At 58.1% G+C, this 21,008-nt stretch carries 21 protein-coding genes; 8 read left to right on the forward strand and 13 right to left on the reverse strand.

Annotated elements, in window-relative coordinates:
* On the forward strand, nucleotides 1-129 hold a 129-nt coding region (locus tag N4A58_RS19515), incomplete at its 5' end, for a transposase (protein WP_293713038.1).
* A gap of 33 nt (nucleotides 130-162) precedes the next feature.
* On the opposite strand, the gene N4A58_RS19520 is transcribed toward N4A58_RS19515, so the two are convergent.
* The 8 genes from N4A58_RS19520 to N4A58_RS19555 form a co-directional block, all read right to left on the reverse strand.
* Nucleotides 163-408, reverse strand: coding sequence for a hypothetical protein (locus tag N4A58_RS19520; protein WP_293712886.1), 246 nt, complete (start codon nucleotides 406-408; stop codon nucleotides 163-165).
* 29 nt (nucleotides 409-437) lie between these two features.
* Nucleotides 438-1,790, reverse strand: coding sequence for an FGGY-family carbohydrate kinase (locus N4A58_RS19525; protein WP_293712888.1), 1,353 nt, complete (start codon nucleotides 1,788-1,790; stop codon nucleotides 438-440).
* The gene (gene rhaM, locus N4A58_RS19530) at nucleotides 1,787-2,101 is read right to left on the reverse strand and encodes an L-rhamnose mutarotase (protein WP_293712890.1); all 315 of its coding nucleotides are present in this window, start codon (nucleotides 2,099-2,101) and stop codon (nucleotides 1,787-1,789) included. The genes N4A58_RS19525 and rhaM overlap by 4 nt, the downstream gene beginning before the upstream one ends.
* Nucleotides 2,101-3,102, reverse strand: coding sequence for an ABC transporter permease (locus N4A58_RS19535; protein WP_293712892.1), 1,002 nt, complete (start codon nucleotides 3,100-3,102; stop codon nucleotides 2,101-2,103). The genes rhaM and N4A58_RS19535 overlap by 1 nt, the downstream gene beginning before the upstream one ends.
* Nucleotides 3,099-4,079 carry an ABC transporter permease gene (locus tag N4A58_RS19540; RefSeq protein ID WP_293712894.1) on the reverse strand — a complete coding sequence of 327 codons (981 nt, stop codon included), beginning with the start codon at nucleotides 4,077-4,079 and terminating at the stop codon, nucleotides 3,099-3,101. Before N4A58_RS19540 ends, N4A58_RS19535 begins: the two co-directional genes overlap by 4 nt.
* Nucleotides 4,076-5,605, reverse strand: a complete 1,530-nt coding sequence (locus N4A58_RS19545; RefSeq protein ID WP_293712896.1) for a sugar ABC transporter ATP-binding protein — start codon at nucleotides 5,603-5,605, stop codon at nucleotides 4,076-4,078. The genes N4A58_RS19540 and N4A58_RS19545 overlap by 4 nt, the downstream gene beginning before the upstream one ends.
* Nucleotides 5,606-5,680: 75 nt before the next feature.
* Nucleotides 5,681-6,673, reverse strand: coding sequence for a rhamnose ABC transporter substrate-binding protein (rhaS, locus tag N4A58_RS19550; protein WP_293712898.1), 993 nt, complete (start codon nucleotides 6,671-6,673; stop codon nucleotides 5,681-5,683).
* 52 nt (nucleotides 6,674-6,725) lie between these two features.
* On the reverse strand, nucleotides 6,726-7,529 hold the full coding sequence (locus N4A58_RS19555) for a DeoR/GlpR family DNA-binding transcription regulator (RefSeq protein ID WP_293712900.1): 804 nt from the start codon (nucleotides 7,527-7,529) through the stop codon (nucleotides 6,726-6,728).
* Between the two features lie 191 nt (nucleotides 7,530-7,720).
* Between N4A58_RS19555 and N4A58_RS19560 the strand changes: the two genes are divergently transcribed.
* Nucleotides 7,721-9,817: a bifunctional rhamnulose-1-phosphate aldolase/short-chain dehydrogenase gene (locus N4A58_RS19560; protein WP_293712901.1), complete on the forward strand. Its 2,097-nt coding sequence runs from the start codon at nucleotides 7,721-7,723 to the stop codon at nucleotides 9,815-9,817.
* 54 nt (nucleotides 9,818-9,871) lie between these two features.
* A complete protein-coding gene (gene rhaI, locus N4A58_RS19565) occupies nucleotides 9,872-11,146 on the forward strand; it encodes an L-rhamnose catabolism isomerase (RefSeq protein WP_293712902.1) in 1,275 nt (424 codons plus the stop codon).
* 1,647 nt (nucleotides 11,147-12,793) lie between these two features.
* On the opposite strand, the gene N4A58_RS19570 is transcribed toward rhaI, so the two are convergent.
* Both N4A58_RS19570 and N4A58_RS19575 read right to left on the reverse strand, forming a co-directional pair.
* Nucleotides 12,794-12,922: a hypothetical protein gene (locus N4A58_RS19570; RefSeq protein WP_293712903.1), complete on the reverse strand. Its 129-nt coding sequence runs from the start codon at nucleotides 12,920-12,922 to the stop codon at nucleotides 12,794-12,796.
* 357 nt (nucleotides 12,923-13,279) lie between these two features.
* On the reverse strand, nucleotides 13,280-14,203 hold the full coding sequence (locus N4A58_RS19575; protein WP_293712904.1) for a hydrogen peroxide-inducible genes activator: 924 nt from the start codon (nucleotides 14,201-14,203) through the stop codon (nucleotides 13,280-13,282).
* Nucleotides 14,204-14,343: 140 nt separating this feature from the next.
* Here N4A58_RS19575 and N4A58_RS19580 point away from each other — a divergent pair, with 140 nt between their 5' ends.
* The 4 genes from N4A58_RS19580 to N4A58_RS19595 all read left to right on the forward strand — a co-directional run bounded on the left by N4A58_RS19580 (nucleotide 14,344) and on the right by N4A58_RS19595 (nucleotide 17,629).
* Nucleotides 14,344-14,583, forward strand: coding sequence for a YdcH family protein (locus N4A58_RS19580; protein ID WP_072704445.1), 240 nt, complete (start codon nucleotides 14,344-14,346; stop codon nucleotides 14,581-14,583).
* 9 nt (nucleotides 14,584-14,592) lie between these two features.
* A complete protein-coding gene (locus N4A58_RS19585; RefSeq protein ID WP_293712906.1) occupies nucleotides 14,593-14,751 on the forward strand; it encodes a hypothetical protein in 159 nt (52 codons plus the stop codon).
* Nucleotides 14,752-15,175: 424 nt separating this feature from the next.
* Nucleotides 15,176-16,603, forward strand: a complete 1,428-nt coding sequence (locus tag N4A58_RS19590; protein WP_293712907.1) for a cytochrome ubiquinol oxidase subunit I — start codon at nucleotides 15,176-15,178, stop codon at nucleotides 16,601-16,603.
* A 15-nt stretch (nucleotides 16,604-16,618) separates the two neighbouring features.
* Nucleotides 16,619-17,629 carry a cytochrome d ubiquinol oxidase subunit II gene (locus N4A58_RS19595; RefSeq protein ID WP_293713040.1) on the forward strand — a complete coding sequence of 337 codons (1,011 nt, stop codon included), beginning with the start codon at nucleotides 16,619-16,621 and terminating at the stop codon, nucleotides 17,627-17,629.
* 93 nt (nucleotides 17,630-17,722) lie between these two features.
* Here N4A58_RS19595 and N4A58_RS19600 read toward each other — a convergent pair whose 3' ends face one another.
* The 3 genes from N4A58_RS19600 to N4A58_RS19610 all read right to left on the reverse strand — a co-directional run bounded on the left by N4A58_RS19600 (nucleotide 17,723) and on the right by N4A58_RS19610 (nucleotide 19,914).
* Nucleotides 17,723-18,289 carry a fasciclin domain-containing protein gene (locus tag N4A58_RS19600; protein ID WP_293712909.1) on the reverse strand — a complete coding sequence of 189 codons (567 nt, stop codon included), beginning with the start codon at nucleotides 18,287-18,289 and terminating at the stop codon, nucleotides 17,723-17,725.
* A 152-nt stretch (nucleotides 18,290-18,441) separates the two neighbouring features.
* Nucleotides 18,442-18,858, reverse strand: a complete 417-nt coding sequence (locus N4A58_RS19605; RefSeq protein WP_293712911.1) for a thiol-disulfide oxidoreductase DCC family protein — start codon at nucleotides 18,856-18,858, stop codon at nucleotides 18,442-18,444.
* An 81-nt stretch (nucleotides 18,859-18,939) separates the two neighbouring features.
* A complete protein-coding gene (locus N4A58_RS19610) occupies nucleotides 18,940-19,914 on the reverse strand; it encodes a sodium-dependent bicarbonate transport family permease (RefSeq protein ID WP_293712913.1) in 975 nt (324 codons plus the stop codon).
* Between the two features lie 98 nt (nucleotides 19,915-20,012).
* Here N4A58_RS19610 and N4A58_RS19615 point away from each other — a divergent pair, with 98 nt between their 5' ends.
* Nucleotides 20,013-20,912: a hydrogen peroxide-inducible genes activator gene (locus N4A58_RS19615; RefSeq protein WP_293712915.1), complete on the forward strand. Its 900-nt coding sequence runs from the start codon at nucleotides 20,013-20,015 to the stop codon at nucleotides 20,910-20,912.
* Nucleotides 20,913-21,008: the final 96 nt, after the last annotated feature.

Raw genomic sequence — 21,008 nt, forward strand, 5'->3', positions numbered from 1 at the left:
CGTAATCGCATCGAGATCATGTTCGGCAGGCTCAAGGACTGGAGGCGCGTGGCCACCCGATATGACCGGTGCCCGAAGGTTTTCCTTTCGGCCATCGCTCTCGCCGCCCTCGTCATCTACTGGTTATGAATCCTGACCCTAAGGCAAGAAAACCGTTTAGAGTCATTTCGTCAAAAATTCTGTCCCGATTTCGCCGTCCAAAAGTTCGATAAACGCCGTCGGAGGCAGCATCCCCGGATCAGCGAACGGATCAGAAAAAGCAAAGATCACGTACATAATGACACCTGTGTAGGCGGCATATAGCGACAACAGTGATAGGTGCAGTGGCGTCGGCGCAAATGTAAAATAACGAACCGCCACCCGTGCCCTGGTTATCGGGTAAAAGATCGCGAACGAGATCCCCGTCAAAGGCGGGGTGCGTCCTGCACACCTAAGCTCTATGCAGTCGTACCTGCGGCTACCCGCCAGTGTGCAGCATATGCCCGAAGTTGCGGTTCCAGTGCAGGCATCTCGTAATCACGCAATTGCGGCGACAGTCTATGTGCTGCCAGCATCGCGGCACCCAGAGACGTCCCTGTCAAACTGGTCGCGACTTTGACACCACTTGGTGAAACGACGCGCAACATATCAAGATAGTCAGTGTTTCTGGCGAAAGGCCCTTCGACGATCACCGGTCCGTCAGCTCCTGCCAGATCTAGGCAAACGCGTGTCATCAGAGCCAGATACCAAGACAGCGCCACGAGACGCGTGCCGCCCTGCGGCTCTAACCCGCGCCACGCCATCTGTCGGTTCCGAAAAGGACCAGAGGACGGCTCTACCGAAGGAAGCAGCATTATTCCTTTCAGAACCTCCGCACGGTCACTGTCAGAGCCCTCGTGGACGTCGGGCCGGATCAGTTCGTACTCGCGCCCCCCCATGAAGCGCGCAGAGGGAACCGCCTGCCCCAGTGCATTGGTGTTGACTAACACATCGCGGGTTTGGTCCAGAGCTTTCGGCTTGGACCCAATCGCCATCGCCACGACCCATGTACCTGTCGAGACGACCGCAAAGGGTTCTGCCTGTCCGAGATAAGAAAAAAGCGAGGCATTACTATCATGTATGCCGCAGGTCACGGGGACCGGTTTTTCAAAACCGGTCTGCGCGGCCAAATCCTCCCGCACATGACCCAGAACCGAATTGGATCGCATCGCGGGGGCCATGTTCTCTTCCAACCCCAATCTTTTCACCAAAGGGGAAAATTGCTGCGCATACGGACACCACAAATCTGTGTGACACCCCAGAGAGGTCACGTCCGTCGCCAGTTCTCCGGTCAGCCGGAACCCCCAATACTGCGGATAGGTGACCACATGCGCCAAGCGCTGACGCAGACCGTCTTGGGTCTCCAACAGCCAATGCAACTGCGCCCCGAGGTTCAGACCCATCGGCAATCGCGGCGATCCAGTGACCGCAAAGTCCGGCCGGATAGCTTCATACTCGGCGCTCAGATCGTCGGGACCGGTATGCTCGTATTCCAGCATGGGGCATGCAAGGCCCCCCTGCCCGTCCAACAACACCGCTGAGGCCCCATGGGTCGTGACCGAAATCGCATCGACCCCGTGACTGCCATGAAAGTCGCGCAAAGCATCCACGAAGAACGCCCAATGACCCTCTAGGTCAAAATGCGGATAGGGCGGCCCCGCAAGCACATTGTTCGGACGGGTGACAACGGCGACTTCGGCCATGGTCCCACTGTCCACCAGCGCCAGTTTGGCGTTGGTCTTGCCCACGTCAATGACAGCGATGTTGCTCATGGCAGGTGAAAGACCGTTTCCAAGGGCAGGGCCACCGGCTCGTTATCCGGATGGGTTTCCATGATGTCCGCCATATGCGCCCACCATTTCTGCATGACGGGGTGGGACGGCAGATCGGCGATTCCGTGATCCTCGGGCCGCCATAACACACCGAACAAAGCCCGCGTTTCCGCGTCATAGTGGATCGAGTAATCCTCTACCCCTGCCTCCTTGAGCAAGGTCACCAGCTCGGGCCAAATCTCGTCATGGCGGCGGCGGTATTCGTCTAGCTGCCCTTCGTGCAGAGTCATGCGGAAGGCGTATTTTTCCATCATTTGCTCCCCTTCAGCTTGGCAAACAGCCGCGGCAGAGCAATCACGCCGATCAGGAGCGCACCGATAAAGATCGACATCACGATCCCCGGAACGTTCAGCAGACCAAGCCCAAAGGTCACCAGCCCCATCACGAACGCGGCAATCACGACACCCGGAATGGTGCCCGAACCACCAAGAATGTTCACACCACCAAGGACCACCATAGTGACCACTTCCAGCTCCATCCCCGAGGCGATCGAGGGACGCGTGGACCCAAGACGCGAGGTCAGGCACACAGCCGCCAGACCGCTCATCAACCCAGTCAGCATGAACAGCGTCAGTTTTACCCGACCCACGCGGATGCCAGAGAACATGGCAGCTGTGGCGTTGTTACCGACCGCATAGACCGCGCGGCCGAAGTTGGTTTTGTGCAAGACCACGCCGTAAATCACCGCAAGCAGGGCGAAAATTACCATCTCGACCGAAATGACCCAAAAGGCATATCCCTGTCCGAACCACGCAAAATCGCTGGGATAGCCACGGAACGCTCCGTCGCCGAGAACGATGTAGCTGAGACCTCGGAACAAGCTCATAGTACCGATGGTCACCACGATAGATGGCAGGTTGAACCGCGTGACCAAGACGCCGTTGAACACGCCGCACAGCAGCCCCGTGATAAGCCCCGCCAGCACGATCACCGGCGTTCCAAAGCCCGCCTGCATCACCAGACCCATCACGGTCGAAGCAAGCGCGATGATCGAGGCGACCGATAGGTCAATCTCGCCCGCGATGATCAACAGCGCCATCGCAAAGGCAATCATTGCCTTTTCGGTGAAGTTGAAGGTCGCGTCGCTCAGGTTCCATGCGTTCAGGAAGTACGGCGAGGCAAAGCTGTTCAGGATGAAAATCCCCACAGCAACCAGCAACAGCAGCGCCTCCCAGCTTTTCAGAATGCGCTCGGTCGGGGTGCTCAGGCGGTCGGGGATGACCCGTGTTTTGATATGATCAACCATGGTCATTGTGCGTGCTCTGCGGATTTCAGGATAACGCGGCCTTTGGTGCGGTCCGCGCGGGCGTTAAAGACGACGGCGATGATGATGGCCGCGCCGCTGATCGCCAGTTGCCAGAAGGGCGAGATATCGACGACCGGCAGGGCATTCTTGATGACCCCAAGGAATAGCGCGCCAAGGACAGCGCCCCCCACGGTGCCAATGCCCCCCGCGATGCTGATCCCGCCGATGACGCAGGCGGCGACAACGTCCAGCTCGAACCCGCCGGCGATGTCCACGTAGGCCACGGCGTAGCGGGCGACCCACAAGTATCCGGCAAGACCGGCCAGTGTGCCGCTGATGACAAACGCTAGAAACTGCGATTTGCCAACATTGATGCCCGTGTAGACCGCCGCATGGGGGTTACCGCCCACCGCATAGAAACTGCGACCAAGGGTGGTGCGGGCCATCACAACAGACATGACGACGATCACTGCGATGGCGACCCACGACAGGACCGGCAGGCCCAACAGCGAGGCGCGGGGAAAGGCGGTGAAGGCCGGGCTCATCTCGTGGGCATTGACCCATTTCCCGTCTGAAATCAGAAAGATGATGCCGCGGTAGATGGTCATCGTGCCAAGGGTCACGACGATCGGTGGGATGTCCAGCTTCCACACCAGCAGGCCATTAACGGCCCCCATGATGGCGCCAAGTGCCAGTGCCAGCAGCAGGATCACGAAGATCGGCAATTCTGGATAAGCCACGTTCAGCATGGCGCACACCATGCCGGTCAGCGCTAAGTTCGCCGCGACCGACAGATCAATGCAGCGGGTCAGGATCACGACCATCTGCCCCAGTGCCAGAATGATCAGCGGGCTCGTGTCATTAAACACCGCGGCAAGATTGGCGGGCGCAACAAAGCCTGCGAAACGGGTTGCGATCAGCACTAGAAGCGCAAGGATCGCGCCCACCAGAATGCTCTCGCGGGATTTCAGAAGGGCGTTCATGCGGCGGCCTCCGAGGTGATGCCTGCGGCGTGGCGGACAAGGGTTTCGGGGCTCAGGTCGTCGCCCTCGAGTTCGGCGACGATGCGGCCTTCGCGCATCACGATGACGCGGTCGGACATGCCGAGGATCTCGGGGATTTCCGAGCTGACCATGATCACCGATAGCCCTTGGGCCGCGAGCTCGGACATGAAGTCATGCACGGCGGCCTTGGAGCCGATGTCGATTCCTTTGGTCGGCTCGTCCAGAATGATGACCTTGGGCTGGGTCGCGAGCCATTTCGCAATCACGACCTTCTGCTGGTTTCCGCCGGACAGGGACCCCACCGGCACATCCAAGGACGCCGCACGCAGGTCGAGCCGCTGGGTATATTCGCGGGCCAATTTGAATTCTTCGGCCATCTGCAGGAAGCCATTGTTCGAGGTCTTGCCCAAGGAGGGCAGCGTCACGTTCTGAAAGATCGGCATGGCGGTGATGGCGCCCTGTTTGCCGCGATCCTCTGGGACATAGACGATGCCGGCCTCAATCGCCTCGGCGGGGGAGCGGATAATTTTGATGTCATCGCCCATTTTGCACACGCCCTTGGAGGGGCGGGTGATCCCGATCAGGGACTGCATGAACTCGGACCGGCCAGCGCCGACCAAACCGTAAAAGCCAAGGATCTCGCCCCGTCGCAGGGTGAAGCCTATGCCATCAAACTCGGTCGGGTGCGAATAGCCAACGACTTGCAAGACGGGATTGCCAAGAACCGCCCGACGTTTGGGAAAAATCTGATCGACCGAGCGGCCGACCATCATCTGCACCAACTCGCCTTCAGTCACGTCGGCCATCAAGCCATCCCCCACGAACTGACCGTCGCGGAAGACGGTGTAGCGGTCGGCGATGCGGAAAATCTCGTCGAACTTGTGGCTGATGAAGAGGATCGCTTTGCCCTGCGCTTTGAGGGTGTCGACCAGCTCGTAAAGCTCTTCGATTTCTTTGTGGGACAGAGCGGCGGTGGGCTCATCCATGATCACCACGCGGGCGTCAATCGAAAGAGCACGGGAGATCGCAACGAGGTGCTTCGAGGCAATCCCCAGATCGCGCAGACGCACATCCGGGTCAATCTTGGCCCCGATGCTGGTCAAGATTTCAGTGGCACGGCGGCGCATCTCGGCTTTGTCGATCAGGCCAAAGCGGGTGCGGGGGGCGTGCCCGATAAAGATATTCTCGGCCACCGACAGTTCGTCAAACAGCACGGTTTCCTGATGGATCGCGGTAATGCCCGCGTCCCCTGCTGCCTGCGCGGTGGGAAAGCGGACGGGCTGCCCGTCCAGCAGGATGTTCCCTTCGTCGGGTTGGTAAATGCCGGTCAGGGTTTTGACGATGGTCGACTTACCCGCGCCATTCTCGCCAATCAGCGCGGTCACCTGCCCAGGATAGAGTGCCAATTGCACCCCATCCAAGGCGCGCACGCCGGGAAACTGTTTTACGATGCCATCCAGCCGCAGCACGGGCTGCGACGGATCGGCCAAGCCGGTTCGGGCCATGGTCCGCCCCATAACTATTTGTTTGAATAAAGAAGGCGGCGCGGGGTCGTCCCACGCCGCCCGATATCACTGACCTTAGAAGATCGATTTGAAGTCTTCGATGTTGCTGCTGTCGTAGACAAACGGATCTGCCATCGCGCCCGAGTTGGTCTCGTCCAGAGTCAGCTCACCCATACGGCCCATGGGGATCGAAGCGCCGGGTTCCGCGGTCGCCTTTTCGGTCGCCAGATTGTAGGCGATCATGGTGGCCGAGTAGCCCAGATCGATCGGGTTCCAGATCGCAAAGGACTTGGACGCGCCGCTCTCGATTGCGCCCGCCATTTCAGAGGGCAGACCCAGACCGGTCACGTTGACCTCACCAATTTTTCCTGCATCCGCCACGGCCTGCGCCGCGGCCACGATACCCACGCTGGTCGGCGCAATGATCGCGTCAAGGTCGGGGTAGGACTGCATCAGGCCCTGCGCTTCGCGATAGGATTTGTCTGCAAGGTCATCGCCATAAACGGTGCCGACCACGTTGATGCCCGGGTAGTTTGGCAGCACCTTGGTCATCTCTTCGATCCAGATGTTCTGGTTGGTCGAAGTGGTGGTCGCCGACAGAACCGCCACGTCACCGCCATCGGGCAGGTGATCGGCGGCCAGCTTGACGATCATGTTGCCAATCAGCGCGTTCGAGCTGGGGTTCAGGTGCGCCTGACGGCCATCCTCTGCCACGCCCGAGTCCCAGCTGATCACGGTAATGCCGCGCTGCATGGCTTTCTTCAGGGTGGGCACCAGTGCGTCGGTGTCGTTGGCGGACACTGCAATCGCGTCCACGTTCTGAGCGATCAGCGAGTTGATCACTTCGATCTGGCCTTCGGCGGTGGTGTCGGTGGGGCCGGTGTAGATGATCTCTACGTCGCCCAACTCGCTGGCCGCTTCTTCTGCGCCCTTGGCTGCTGCTTCAAAGAAGCCGATCCCCAGTGCCTTGACCACCAGCGCGATGCGTACATCTTCGGCGGCAGCGGCGTTGGCGAAAAAACCTGTCGCCATGGCGACGGTGGTCATAAGTCCGGTCAGTTTTTTCATTCTATCCTCCCTTGAATGAAATCTGCGGGCACTGGCGGCATCCTCTCCGCCTCTAGGTGCCCGTATTCTCTTGTTTCGAGGCCGAAGTGCTGGCCACGATCAGTTTCACGTCCGCTGCCTCCAACATGGCGGCGGCCTTGTCGCTGATCCCGTCATCGGTGATCAGCGTGTCGATCCGGTTCAGCCCGCACAGGACCAGACTGGAGCGGTTTTCGAATTTCGTACTGTCGACCAGAACAACCAGCTCATCTGCTTGGCCAATAAGTTTCTGTTCCGCTTGAATAAGAAGCGGGTCCGCCTCCATCAGCCCCAGCGGACCAACCCCTTGGGCACCCATAAACATGCGTCGCGCGTAGAAGTTGCGGGTCACATCATTGTCAAAGGGCGACAGGATGATGTTTTGCTCGCGGTAAATGGTGCCGCCCGACAGCATGATCGTGCATTTGCTGTTCTTCAGCAGATGCTCGGCAATCGGAAAGCTATTGGTGAACACCTGCAGTCGGCGACTGGCGAGCGGGTGCACCATCTGGAATGTTGTGGTGCCCCCGTTGATGATGATCGGCTCGCCATCTTCGCACATATCGACCGCCGCACGCGCGATTGCTTGCTTTTGAGCGGTATTGATCGATTGGTTGAGCGAAAACGGACGCCCCGCAAGACCGGGCAGTTGATTAGGGTTCAGGCTTTCTGCCCCACCCCGCACACGGCGCAATTTCTTTTGGACATGCAGGGCCGCAATGTCCCTGCGAATGGTAGCTTCGGACGCGCCAGTCAACGCACACAGGTCAACCACCGTCACGACGGGGCGGTCCTGTACGGCCGACAAAATGATCCTATGGCGCTCTTTCTCGTGCATCGAAGCCCTCCCGTTGGCCTAAAAGCTGAAAGAGATTCCCGTCAAAGTCAATCAGTTTCTTTCATTTCAATCATTCTGCACCTGCATCATGATTGCTTCTGATCGTTTATGATTGACATTCCGACGCACCCTGTGCAGCTTCATATCGAAAATTTGCATCAGACTACCCTATTCTTCGGGAGGAAAAACCAATGAATACGCCCTCTTCGCGGCTTCAATCGCTGTGGGACGATTCCAAAGCGGCCGCCATGTCGGAACCGGAAAAGCTGCTGTATCGCTCGAACTTGCTTGGTTCTGACAAGCGGATCACCAATTACGGGGGCGGCAACACCAGCGCAAAAGTCATCCAGCCCGATCCACTGACCGGCGAGGAGGCCGAAGTTCTGTGGGTCAAAGGCTCTGGCGGTGACGTTGGTTCGATCAAAATGGACGGGTTCGCGACCCTCTATATGGACAAGCTACGGGCGCTGAAGGGCAAATACCGTGGGGTCGAGTTCGAAGACGAGATGGTCGGTTACCTGCCCCATTGCACCTTCAATCTGAACCCGCGCGCGGCCTCGATCGACACGCCGCTGCACGCCTATGTGCCGCAAAAGCACGTCGATCACATGCACCCCGATGCGATTATCGCCATTGCGGCCTCCAAGAATTCGCGCGAACTGACCGCGGAGATTTTTGGCGACGATATCGGTTGGCTGCCGTGGAAAAAGCCCGGCTACGAGCTGGGTCTGTGGCTAGAGAAGTTCTGTCTGGAGAACCCTGATGCGAAGGGCGTTGTTCTGGAAAGCCACGGGTTGTTCACGTGGGATGACGATGCGAAGGCCTGCTATGAGCTGACGTTGGAAATCATCAACAAAGCCATTGGTTTCTTCGAAGAAAAGACCGCCGATGTACCCGCGTTCGGTGGCCCCGTGCACGAAAGCTTGCCTGCGGAGGAACGCCGCGCTGTGGCCGCCCGCCTGATGCCCGCGATCCGCGGCATAGTCTCTGGCCAGCAGCACATGGTGGGCAATTTTGACGACAGCGATGCGGTGCTGGAGTTCGTGAATGCCGCGAACATGCACCCCTTGGCAGCCCTCGGAACGTCTTGCCCCGACCACTTCTTGCGTACCAAGATTTGCCCGCTGGTGGTTGATTTCGACCCCGCAGAGAACAACATCGACGCGGTTCTAGAGGGCCTGCCCGCGCAAGTGGCAGCCTATCGCGACGGTTATGCCGCCTACTACGACCGCTGCAAACATGACAATTCGCCCGCACTGCGCGACCCCAACGCGGTGGTCTATCTGGTGCCCGGCGTCGGCATGATCACCTTTGCCAAGGACCGCGCCACGGCCCGCATCTCGGGCGAGTTCTATGTGAATGCGATCAACGTTATGCGCGGTGCCTCGGCGGTGTCGGAATACTGCGGCCTGCCCGAACAAGAGGCCTTCGACATCGAATACTGGCTGCTGGAAGAGGCCAAGCTGCAGCGCATGCCCAAGCCGAAATCGCTGGCAGGCCGCGTGGCACTGGTCACCGGCGGTGCGGGTGGTATTGGGGCAGCTACGGCGGCACGCTATCTGTCCGAAGGCGCGTGCGTCATGCTCGCCGATATCGACGAAACCGCGCTGGCCAGCACCTATGACAGACTGACCGCGACCTTCGGCAAAGACGTCGTCCGCACCGTGCAAATGAACGTCACCGACGAGGCAGCGGTTCAGGCCACCTATGCCTACACCTCGGTGGAGTTCGGCGGCGTAGATATTCTGGTGTCGAACGCGGGCATCGCCTCATCCGCACCGGTCGAGGAGACCAGCCTCGACCTGTGGAACAAGAACATGTCGATCCTGTCCACGGGCTATTTCCTGGTTAGCCGAGAGGCATTCAAGGTCATGCGGACCCAAGGGATCGGTGGCTCGGTGGTCTTTGTGGCCTCGAAAAACGGGCTGGCGGCGTCGCCGAATGCCAGCGCTTATTGCACCGCCAAGGCGTCGGAAATCCATCTGGCCCGCTGTCTCGCGCTTGAGGGCGCCGAGGCTGGCATCCGCGTCAACGTGGTAAACCCCGATGCGGTTTTGCGCGGCTCGAAGATCTGGGAGGGCGAGTGGCTGAACCAGCGTGCCAGCACCTACGGCACCGACAAAGAGGGCCTAGAGGAAATGTACCGCAACCGCAGTATGCTGAAGCGCAACGTGCTGCCCGAGGATATCGCCGAAGCAGCCTATTTCTTTGCCTCGGAACAGTCGGCAAAGTCGACCGGCAACATCATTAACGTGGATGCTGGCAACGTGCAGGCCTTCACCCGCTAAGCGCGCCCGCCGCGTGCCCCATCCGGCGCGCGGCCACTTCTGGGAGGAATTTTCATGATTAATTCATCTGTGATCGAGGCCGAGAACGCCAAACGCGAAGCGGACCTGCGTAGCGATTACGACGCGCTTGGCGAGCATCTGGCCCGCCGCGGAGCCGACATCGCCGCCATCAAGGACCGCGCCAAATCCTTTGGGGTTGCGGTTCCCAGCTGGGGCACGGGCACCGGCGGCACCCGCTTTGCCCGCTTCCCCGGTTCCGGCGAGCCGCGCCACATCTTTGACAAGCTGGACGATTGCGGCGTCATCCACGGCCTGACCCAATCGACCCCCACCGTATCCCTGCACATTCCATGGGACAAGGCCGACCCTGCCGATATGCTGGCCAAGGCCGAAGAGCACGGGCTGGCGTTCGACGCCATGAACTCCAACACATTTCAGGATCAGGAAGATCAAGCGCACAGCTACAAATACGGCTCGCTGAGCCACACCGATGCTGCCACCCGCAGCCAAGCAGTCGAGCACAACATCGAATGCATCGAGATCGGTGACAAGCTGGGGTCCAAAGCGCTGACCGTCTGGATCGGCGACGGATCGAACTTCCCTGGTCAGACCCACATGGGCCGCCAGTTCGACCGCTATATGGAGTCGATGAAGGCGATCTATGGCCACTTGCCCGAGGACTGGCGCATCTTCTCGGAGCATAAAATCTATGAACCGGCCTTCTATTCGACCGTCGTGCAGGATTGGGGCACCAGCTATATCATCGCATCGGAACTCGGGGACAAAGCACAGTGTCTGGTGGACCTTGGCCACCACGCGCCCAACGTGAACATCGAAATGATCGTCAGCCGCCTGATCCGTCAGGACAAGCTGGGGGGCTTCCACTTCAACGACTCCAAATACGGGGACGATGATCTGGATAGCGGCACGATTGATCCCTACCGCCTGTTCCTTGTGTTCAACGAACTTGTGGACGCCGAAGGTACCGACGGCCTGAACCTGTCGCATATGATCGACCAGAGCCACAACGTGACCGACCCGATCGAGAGCCTGATGATCTCTGCCTCTGAAATCCAGCGGGCGTTCGTGCAGGCGTCGCTGGTGGATCGCGGTGCATTGGGGAGCTATCAGGACGACAACGACGCGCTTATGGCCAGCGCCACATTGCGCCGCGCCTTCCGCACGGATGTAGAGCCGATCCTTGCCATGGCACGTCTGGAAACGGGCGGCGCGATTGATCCCGTGGCCACCTACCGCGCAAGCGGCTACCGCGCCCAAGTCGCCGAAGTCCGCCCCAAAGTCAGCGGCGCCGGCGGCGGAATTATTTGATCGGCTTCAATAGCTTCGCTTTACAGGCCAACCTTTATAGGACTCTTAACACCCCCCTGGAGATAAAACGTTTCCAGGGGCTGAGCAGATGGTTGTTCTGGGGCATCTGCGCGCCTTTATGCCTTTCAACCTTACAGATCCTCTTCAAGCCCTGAGCGAGAAGCCGAAAAGCACCCACTGCATTGCTCTAGTTTTCAGCAAGCAGAGCTCAACCCCCACTATGTTGATGAGCCGAGGCGCCCGCCCCCCCATTCAACCGATGACACACCCCTCAAAATGGCCGACCGATGACTGGCGATGATCCATATTATGCATTTTTGGTTGCTTTTGCATAATATGACTCATCAAAAGTCCTCGCATTATCTGAAGCATAGAAAAATTTGGACGAAAAGCAGGGTACTGGAGGGTCCGGTGAGTTCCAATCTTGATCGGCGTTCTTGCGGCAACATATGAGCCAGTCCGTTGCTGCGCCATCAAACGAAACCCTTAAGCAGCCAAGTTGCTTGACTTTTTCTCTACCTCATTTGCTCTGCGCTTCGGCAGCAAGACGATCCCAAAGCTTTCCGTGCGCATGGCTTACTGCGCAGATGGAATCTCCGACTTTTGAGTTTGATGCGAAGAGTTTTGAAAATTATCGCAGTGGCTCGGCTCAGCCTTCGTGCCCGGTTTCTTGGGGCAGAATTTTACTTCTGAAGAAGGCTCCAGCATTCGATGTTTGCATGCCAGCTTCACACGGCAGCCAAATTTTCTTTCTATCGGTCTGGTTTGAACGCACATACTGCACATACTACGACAGCGCCGGAGGCTCCGAAGCATCGTGCTTGGTCGAACTCTTAACGCTCGGACAGTCCCTCAAGTACGCCTTTTCAATTGCCGCTCACAAACAGGCATTCGCTTGTTACAACCACAGAATACCAACCTTCAGTCAGACGCCTGATGAATTTTTGTGCAGTCACCCGCCATGTTCTAGGTGCATAGCTGCACTGCAGCATTTGTAGTTGTCGCATTGCGCGGAGGAGGTCATATTGAGTTTATAGAAGTTGCCTCTCCTCCTCCCTGGCGACTTCTTGGAAATTCTGGCGACACACATCTCCTCCTCCCTTGTGTGTCGCCATTTTCTTTTCCTCCGAATGAATTCGGCCCCGCAGGGCGCATGACGTGAAGGCTTCCGTTAAACTGCTTTTTCCAACTGAATGCGGTTAGTCAGACATCCGTGATGTAAGTCGTCACAACGCATTCCGAATGACATCGCGAAGCTCGGGTCGTTGACTGAAACTAAGCGATGCGGAGGGGGACGGTTCAAACGCCTTAGCCCCATTAAATGTGAGCGCATACTGCCCGAGTTCACCTTGTCCACGTCAATACCTGTCGACGTGAGGAAGCTGCCAAATTCGTCCGTGCGGAACGTCGTCGGCGCCAATATCGTCAAATCACTCGCGTCAAACTTGGTGAACGACATGTAGTCATCACCATCGGTACATCGGTCGTATGCAACATGTAAACTGCGCCATCGTCAAAAAAGACAAAGGGATTGTACACTTCGTCCGTGTCAGACAGCATTTTAGCATCCGTGACCAGATTGCCGTCTGACGTAAAGCTTCGGTAAAATACGCCGGAGGGCAGATTATCGAATGCAGTCCCAGAGTATCACTGCGAGTCCAGCCAAAAGTAAACGATGTCATCCGACGCTTCTACGAAGTCATTTCCAAGAGCGTCGGTGAATCCGCTTTCGAATGCATCATTCAGAGCAATCAATTCGTAGCGGGTGTCGGCCATTGTCGTCCTCGTTGGGTCTGCAGGTATCAGTAGCGCTATTATGCTTTAGGCTATTATGTTCACGAAAGTTACCGATAAATAGTTTCGGCAAGCTTCTTCCCTGACCCTTTCTGGCTGTCTTTCGCGGACCAGTGACACCAAAGGGTATACGCTTGGCACTTTATGTCTGTCATAGCGCATCAAAGCCAAACCCTATTCTTGATGGCCAAATCGCTCATTCAAGATGTATACCGCCCCATTCGAGACGTGACATTATGCGCATTCGTGAAACGCGCGCTTTGGGCTGGCGTAACCGGAAAAAATGGTAATTCGGGTAAAAGTCCCAACTCATGTCGATCTCTTCGCATTAAGTTCTAGTCACAGCTTCACGCAGTCCCCGAACTCAGAACGTGCAACATCTCGGATGTGCTCTGCCATTTCCACAAAGGCAGCAGGCGTACCGCTCGATTTCCGCCAAGCCAACCCGATCTGTCGTAACCGTGGCGGGGCCAGCGGTATTGTGCACACATCGCTATCAGCGCGTTCGACTTCGGATCGTGAGTACAGCGCGGGCACCAACGTGACCCCCATTCCCAAAGAGACCATCTGGCGCAGCGCATCCAAACTGGTGCCTTCAAAATCCATGCGCAACTTGGCGCCGGCCAACTCGCACACATCTTTGATCTGACGATGCAGCGTATACGCGGGGTCCAACGTGATGAACGTCAAAGATGATAAGTCCTGTAGGCGCGCGTTCTTTGATCGCGCCAAGGGGCTGGCAGTATCCACCGCCAGCAGCAGTGGCTCGCGGAACAAGGGATGGAAGCTGACCTCGTCGTGACCAACGGGCGCTTGGGTCAGGATTAGATCGTGTTTGCCCGCCAACAAATCCTCAACCAGATCTTTCGACGGGCCATCGCGGATGATCAGTTTGAGCTCTGGGTATTTCTCATGCAGCCGTCGCAAGACCCGCGGCATCAGGTAGGGTGCGATCGTTGGCGAGGATCCGAGCCGCAGCGTCCCTCCAAGACCGCTTTCCCCCGACGTCGAACGATGCATTAGACCGTCAACTTCAGCCAGAATGCCAATGGCCTTTTGCGCCACATCGCGGCCGGCTGGCGTTAGAATCAATCCACTACGTTTCCTTTCGAGCAACTGCGCGCCAATCGCCTCTTCCAATGCATTGATCTGAAGACTCAAGGATGGCTGACTGATCTCCAATTGTTGCGCGGCGCGGCGATACTGCAGAACACGGGCCAAAACGGCAAAATAGCGTAGCTGGCGCAACGTAATCTCGGTCATGGAACCCTCTGAGCACTAACGATAGGAATTTCCTATCTTACTTTATCATATCATTGTCTTCATGTGGGTTTCGACGACGCCATGTCTAGGGGGCAGTCAGCGTTCTGCGGCTGCGCTCGTCACAGATATGGAGGTCCAAGATGAAGAATGATGTGCGTCTCAAAGTGTTCTCCCTAGAGGCACGTCTCGCAAAACTGCGATCTAAACACGGCACCTTGAAAGCACTCATTGCTCGAGAGTTGAAGCGACCAGTCCCCTGCTCGGTTACGCTTCAGACCCTCAAGCGTCAGAGGCTTCGTATCAAAGACGAGATGGTGCGCTGCGTCTCGCGGCTACAGGGCGCCCGCTCCTCCGGGCGGCTTCAAGAGCGGTCGGTGTAGGAGGTGATGATGGGATTTGTGTTTGTCTATCAAGCCACCTACTTCGGCCGCTTGCACCATGGCCGGATCGAAGACTTTAAGGACGCCATTCTTGGTGGCGAAGAACCAGAGGATCAGGACGGTCCCGACGGCGGCACCCCTCACTTGAAACTTGTAAAATCGACATAAGGAGCGCGGTTATGTTCAAAGGACTTGGTGTCTCAATGCTGCTGATTTGCGGGGGCATGGTATTGGTGCCTGCCGCGATGGCGCTGATGCTCTGATAAGAGCGACCATGTAAAAAACCGGGTGCGTGAGGCAGCGGCTTCACGCACCTTTTTTCATTTTATTCACGACCTTGATGCATCCGCGTCATGCGGTCGCGCAAGCTGGATTTAAAGTGCATTTGCACCACATCTTTAGCAACACAGCTACCAATGGAGTGTGCAATGCGTAGGATGGCAACACGGCTCATCCGACAAATCATCGGACAATTTTTATCAGGACTTTGGGCGACCAAGATACCCCAACCACAGGCCCAGTTGGCGCGGGTTAAAGTGACAGCTCCTGACCGAAAGCCGCCGTTCGCCCTGCGCGGTGGAGGTCTGAGAAAATGATGGACACCTTGCTACTGTCTCGCCTGCAATTTGCGGCGAACATCTCGTTTCACATTCTGTTTCCGACAATCACCATCGCCCTTGGCTGGGTGCTGCTGTTCTTCAAACTGCGGTTTAACCGGACAGGTGAAGAGCGCTGGATGGATGCCTATCGCTTCTGGGTCAAAGTGTTTGCACTATCCTTTGCCATGGGCGTGGTGTCCGGCATAACCATGTCGTTCCAGTTTGGAACCAACTGGCCCGGCTTTATGGAAAGCGTGGGCAACATCGCAGGTCCGCTCTTGGCCTACGAGGTTTTAACCGCCTTCTTCCTCGAGGCAGTGTTCCTAGGCATCATGCTGTTCGGCTTTCGCAAAGTGCCCGGCTGGGTGCACACAATGGCAACGTTCCTTGTCGCGTTCGGCACCACCATGTCGGCCTTCTGGATCATCGTGTTGAATTCGTGGATGCACACCCCTGCAGGGTTCGAACTGCGCGAGGGCGTGGCCCATGCCACGGACTGGATGGCAATTATCTTTAACCCGTCAATGCCCTACCGTCTGGTGCACATGCTGCTGGCGTCGGGTCTGACTGTGGCCTTCCTGATCGCTGGTCTGTCTGCTTTCCGCTGGCTGCGCGGCGATCAAGGTGCCGAAGTGAGAACCACCCTGCGCTTTGGCCTGATGACCGGTGCCATCCTGATCCCCCTGCAAATTCTGGCAGGTGACATGCACGGTCTAAATACGTTGGAGCATCAGCCTGCCAAAGTCGCCGCGATGGAGGGCAATTGGGAAACAGGTCCAAACGTGCCGTTACTCCTCTTCGCTCTGCCGGATCAGGACGCACGCGAAAACCGGTTTGAGCTTGCCGTTCCGAATGGCGCCAGCCTGATCCTGACCCACCATGCGGACGGCGTCGTACCCGGCCTAAATGACTTTGTGGCCGAGGATGGCACGCCCCTGCATCCGCGCGTGGCGCCCATATTTTACGGGTTCCGCGTAATGGTCGGAACCGGCATGGCCATGCTTCTGCTCAGCTGGGGCGCGCTGGTCCTTATGGCACGCCGCCGCGACGAGGCAACAGGATCGTTCCTCAGCACCCGCCGAGGGCTGGACGGACTGCCCAAACCGATGCTGTGGGGCGCACTGGCGATGACTTTCTCTGGATGGCTGGCGACTTTGGCAGGGTGGTACGTGACCGAGATTGGCCGCCAGCCGTGGCTCGTCACAGGTGTCCTGCCGACTGAAGCGGCCGTCGCCGATGTGGCCCCCTCTATGGTGCTGGGGACATTCATTGCCTACCTCGCGATCTATGTAGTGCTGACGCTGGCCTATATCGGTGCGCTCTTCCACTTGGCGAACAAGAAGGCCAAGGGCGACGACGCATCAGGCAAGCCCGAACGCACCGGTCCTGATGGGATCACCGTCCTGACCCCCGCGGAATAAGGAGAGCAGACCATGATGACTCTATTCGGAGATCCGAACCTTTGGCTGCCCGCAACCTTTGCCGCGCTGATGGGACTGTCGATCCTGATTTATGTCGTGCTGGACGGGTTCGATCTGGGGGTGGGACTGCTGTCCCCCCTTGCCACAGAGGCCGAGCGCGACCGCATGATTGCCTCGATCGGGCCATTCTGGGATGCAAACGAGACGTGGCTGGTGCTGGCGATTGGCCTCTTGCTGGTAGCGTTCCCGACGGCGCACGGATTGATCCTATCGACACTGTATCTGCCAGTCGCCGTTATGCTGATCGGCCTGATCTTGCGGGGCGTCGCGTTCGAATTCCGCGTCAAAGCGCCTGCCAGTCAGAAACGCATGTGGGACCACGCTTTCTTTGGAGGATCGGCTATGGCATCCCTGAGCCAAGGGTACATGCTGGGATCCTACGTGCTAGGACTGGGGACGGGTTGGGGCGCGATCGCATTCTCGCTGCTGACGGCGGTGTTTCTAACCGTCGCATACAGCTTTATTGGGGCGACTTGGCTGATCTTCAAAACCGAAGACATCCTGCAGAAAAAGGCGGTGAAGTGGGCCAAGGGCGGCATCTGGGGCGTCCTCGGGGGGCTAGGGGCCGTGTCGATCGCCTCGCCTCTGGCATCAGAGCGGATCTTTGAAAAATGGTTCGCCTTCCCAGAGATCGTGCTGCTGGCTCCGATGCCCATCGCCTTTGCCGCGCTGTCTATGCTGCTGATCATGGCGCTACGGCATCTGCCAACGCAGAATGACAATTGGGCGTGGTTTCCCTTTGCCGCGACTGTCGCACTGTTTGTTCTGGCGTTTGTCGGGCTGGCCTATTCATTCTACCCCTACGTGGTACCCGAGCAGTTGACGATCTACGAGGCAGCCGCAGCACCAGAGAGCTTGATCATCATCCTCTTTGGGGCGCTCTTCGTTCTGCCCGTAATCGCAGGATACACCGCTTTGTCCTACATCATTTTCCGAGGCAAAGCGACGGCACTACGTTACGATTAGGGCCAGCTGCAGAGGCTTCCGCCCATCATCGCTCGCAATAAAAAGGCCGCAGCAGTGCAGTCTGCCGCGGCCTTTGTTGCTCGGACTTACACCTTATTTCGGCAGCAGAACCTTGTCGATCACGTGAATGACGCCGTTCGACTGACGGACATCGGCGGTCGTGACTTCTGCTGCGTTACCACTTTCATCATAGATGAACACGCGCCCCGAGGGCGTCAGCTGCGCGGACAATGCATCGCCCGAGACTGCGTTAAAGTGGTAAAAGCCATCCGACGACATCTTCACCGCAGAGGTGATATCCTCGGCGCTCCAGTTTCCTGCGACGACGTGAGCCGTCAGAATTTTCACCAGCATGTCTTTGTTTTCAGGCTTCAGCAGGGTCTCGACCGTGCCCTCAGGCAGCGCCTCGAATGCGCTGTTTACAGGGGCAAAGACGGTAAAGGGGCCTTCGCTTTGCAGGGTGTCCACCAGACCGGCAGCTTGAACGGCGGCAACGAGGGTGGTGTGATCTGCAGAATTCACAGCGTTCTCGACGATGTTCTTGTCCATGAACATGGGCGCGCCGCCGACCATCGGGTTTCCGGTTTCCGAATGGGACGCGGCAAAGGCAGCGCTTGCGCATGTCAGAGCGAAGGCGGTTGCTGCAATAACGGTTTTCATAGAATGTCTCCTCCAAGGTTCGTGCCTCTTTTACGATGGCAACCGAGGAAAAGACGTGGGCGCCCGATCACATTAAAGTTTTCTTTGTGAGTGGATATTTTTGTAGTTTGAGCTAACGAAATGACTTGTAGCCGAACTCTGCTAAAAAAGCGTCAGCGCCCACATCCGCACTCATTCGCAGGCCGTGCCCCAAGACGCGTTGCCATCTTCGACAGCAAAGGCCGCACGGGCAGAAACAAACGGTAGCCAACCTCCATCGCCGTGGGGACACCGGGCAAACTGCCGATCCGCGCCGCCCACCGCCAGCGGGGCAGCACCTGCCAGATCGCGACAAAGCCGCGTGCCCCAGACACCAGCGCGCCATCGGCCCGTCGTACGTGGAAACGGCGCATGGCATCCCGCGGGCTTAGGTCCGGCCCAGGATGTGTGCCCTCTTGGGACACGTCGACAAAGTTCGAGCGCTCTGCCCCCTTTTGCCGCTTGTAGTGATTGATCTCGGCAGTGCAGAGCGGGCAGGAGCCATCGAAATATACTGTCAGCGTCTCGTTAGGTGCGGCAGGGGTCGGCACAGCGTCTCCTTGGGCTTTGGGATGTCTTTTGGCCTGAAGCTGTGCCACTGCGTGCGATTGGCAAGTCCTGCGGCGATTTGATCAGCCTCCTAGCCCCGCCAGCCACAGGTACAGCGGCAGCCCCAGCGTGATGTTGAAGGGGAAGGTCACACCAAGCGACAAGGTAAGGTAAACGCCCGCCTCGGCTTGGGGCAGCGCGATCTTCATCGCCGCAGGGACCGCGATATATGACGCCGACGCCGCCAGAACCATCAGCAGAAACAAGCTGCCCGTTTGCAGACCGATCACCGACCCAAGGCCCCAAGCAAGCGCCGCCCCGACCACTGGCATCACCAGCCCAAAGGCAAAGAGGCCCGTGCTGAGCATGTGCTTGTTCTTGAGCAGGCTGCGGCCCGCCGACAGCCCCATATCCAGCAGGAACAGACACAAAATCCCCGTGAACGGCGTGACAACAAAGGGCGCGATCATCTGCATGCCCTTGTCCTGCGTCACTGCCCCAATCACAAAGGCTCCTGTCAGCAAAACGATAGAGCCGTTCGCGAACAACTCGCGCATGGGCACGCACTTCGTGTCCCCTTGGGACCGGCCAAACCGCGCGGCAATCCACAAAGCGGACAGGATCGCCGGCACCTCCATCGCGGCGGCGACCGCCACCATGTAACCGTCGGCGGCAATCCCTGTCAGATCCAAGAGGCTTGAGGCCGCAACAAAGGTTACGATCGAGATTGACCCGTAGTGCCCTGCCACCGCCGCCGCGTTCATGGCATCCAGCCGCGTCATCACCCGCAGCAGCATGAACGCGATAAACGGTATCAGGAACGACAGGATCAGCCCCGCCCCGATTGCCAGAAACAGATCAGCGCGCAGCCCGTGCTGCGCCAGACTGTGACCGCCTTTGAATCCGATGGCGAGCAGAAGATAAAGCGACATGAACTTCGCCGCGCCTTCGGGGATGGACAGGTCACTGCGGACGACTGCGGCCAGCAGTCCAAGGGCAAAGAACATAATTGTCGGCACCATAAGGTTGCCAACCAGGCTGTCGAGAATAAGGGGCATATGCGGTCTCCTGATCTGAGGGTTGCCGCCTCTTGCCCGAAATTCTGCGATAGCATAAATACAATCTGGTCTTTATTTTCATATCTTGAGGCTATGAAATGCGCCCTACCCTGCGTCAGATGGAATACGTGGTCACGGTTCACCAAATCGGGAATTTCGGGTTGGCCGCTGATGTGCTGCACGTCAGCCAACCCAGCCTCTCGAACCAAATCGCCACGGTCGAAGCCGAGCTTGGCGTGCGCTTGTTCGAACGTGGCCGCAGCGGTGTGACGACGACTTCTCAGGGTTTGGAGTTCGTTTCGCGGGCACGGCGCATTCTGTCGGAAGTCGAGGCGCTGAATGCCGCCATGACCAGCAACCTGCCCTTTGGCGGGCGTCTGCGTCTGGGTGTTCTGCCCTCAATCGGGCCATATTTGCTGCCCCAGGTCGTGCGCAGCCTGCACCAGAGCCAACCTGACCTGCGCGTGGCCGTGCGCGAAGAGAATACTTTGGGCTTGGATGAAGGAATCCGGAACGGGCGCTTTGATGCCATTATCTCGACCCCCGAAGACCACCCGAACACACAGCAACATTTTCTGTTCACAGAGCGGCTGTGGGCCGCCGTGTCCCATGACCATCCCTTGGCTGGAACGGCGCAGATCACATCGGACCATCTGAACGGCCAACGCTTGCTAACGTTGGATACAGGCCACCGGTTGGCGCGGATCGTCTACGGGATTGCGGGGCAGAACGGCGGGATCGTCTCGAACGATTACGAAGGGACCAGTCTGGATTCGATCCTGCTCATGGCCGCGACGGGCGCGGGCGTGGCGGTCCTGCCCGATCTTTTCGCCCGCCGTCAGGCCGTGCACAGAGAAGAGGTCAAGGTTATTCCCCTTTCCGTACCCGACGCCGACCGCGCCATAAGCCTGATGCTACCAGAGCGCGCCACTGTCGGCGAGAGCACTGATTTGCTCATGAAATCTCTGAAACTGGCCGCCACACAGTTCGGCTTGTAGCGACGCGGCCACGTGGCCCGAACGCCCCCTCCCGCACCCGTTGCATTGCCAGTCAAAGCCATTACTATACAAAAATTATTCGTGTGTAGTAATTCG

This window comes from Donghicola sp., from assembly GCF_025210255.1.
Lineage (GTDB): Bacteria > Pseudomonadota > Alphaproteobacteria > Rhodobacterales > Rhodobacteraceae > Donghicola > Donghicola eburneus.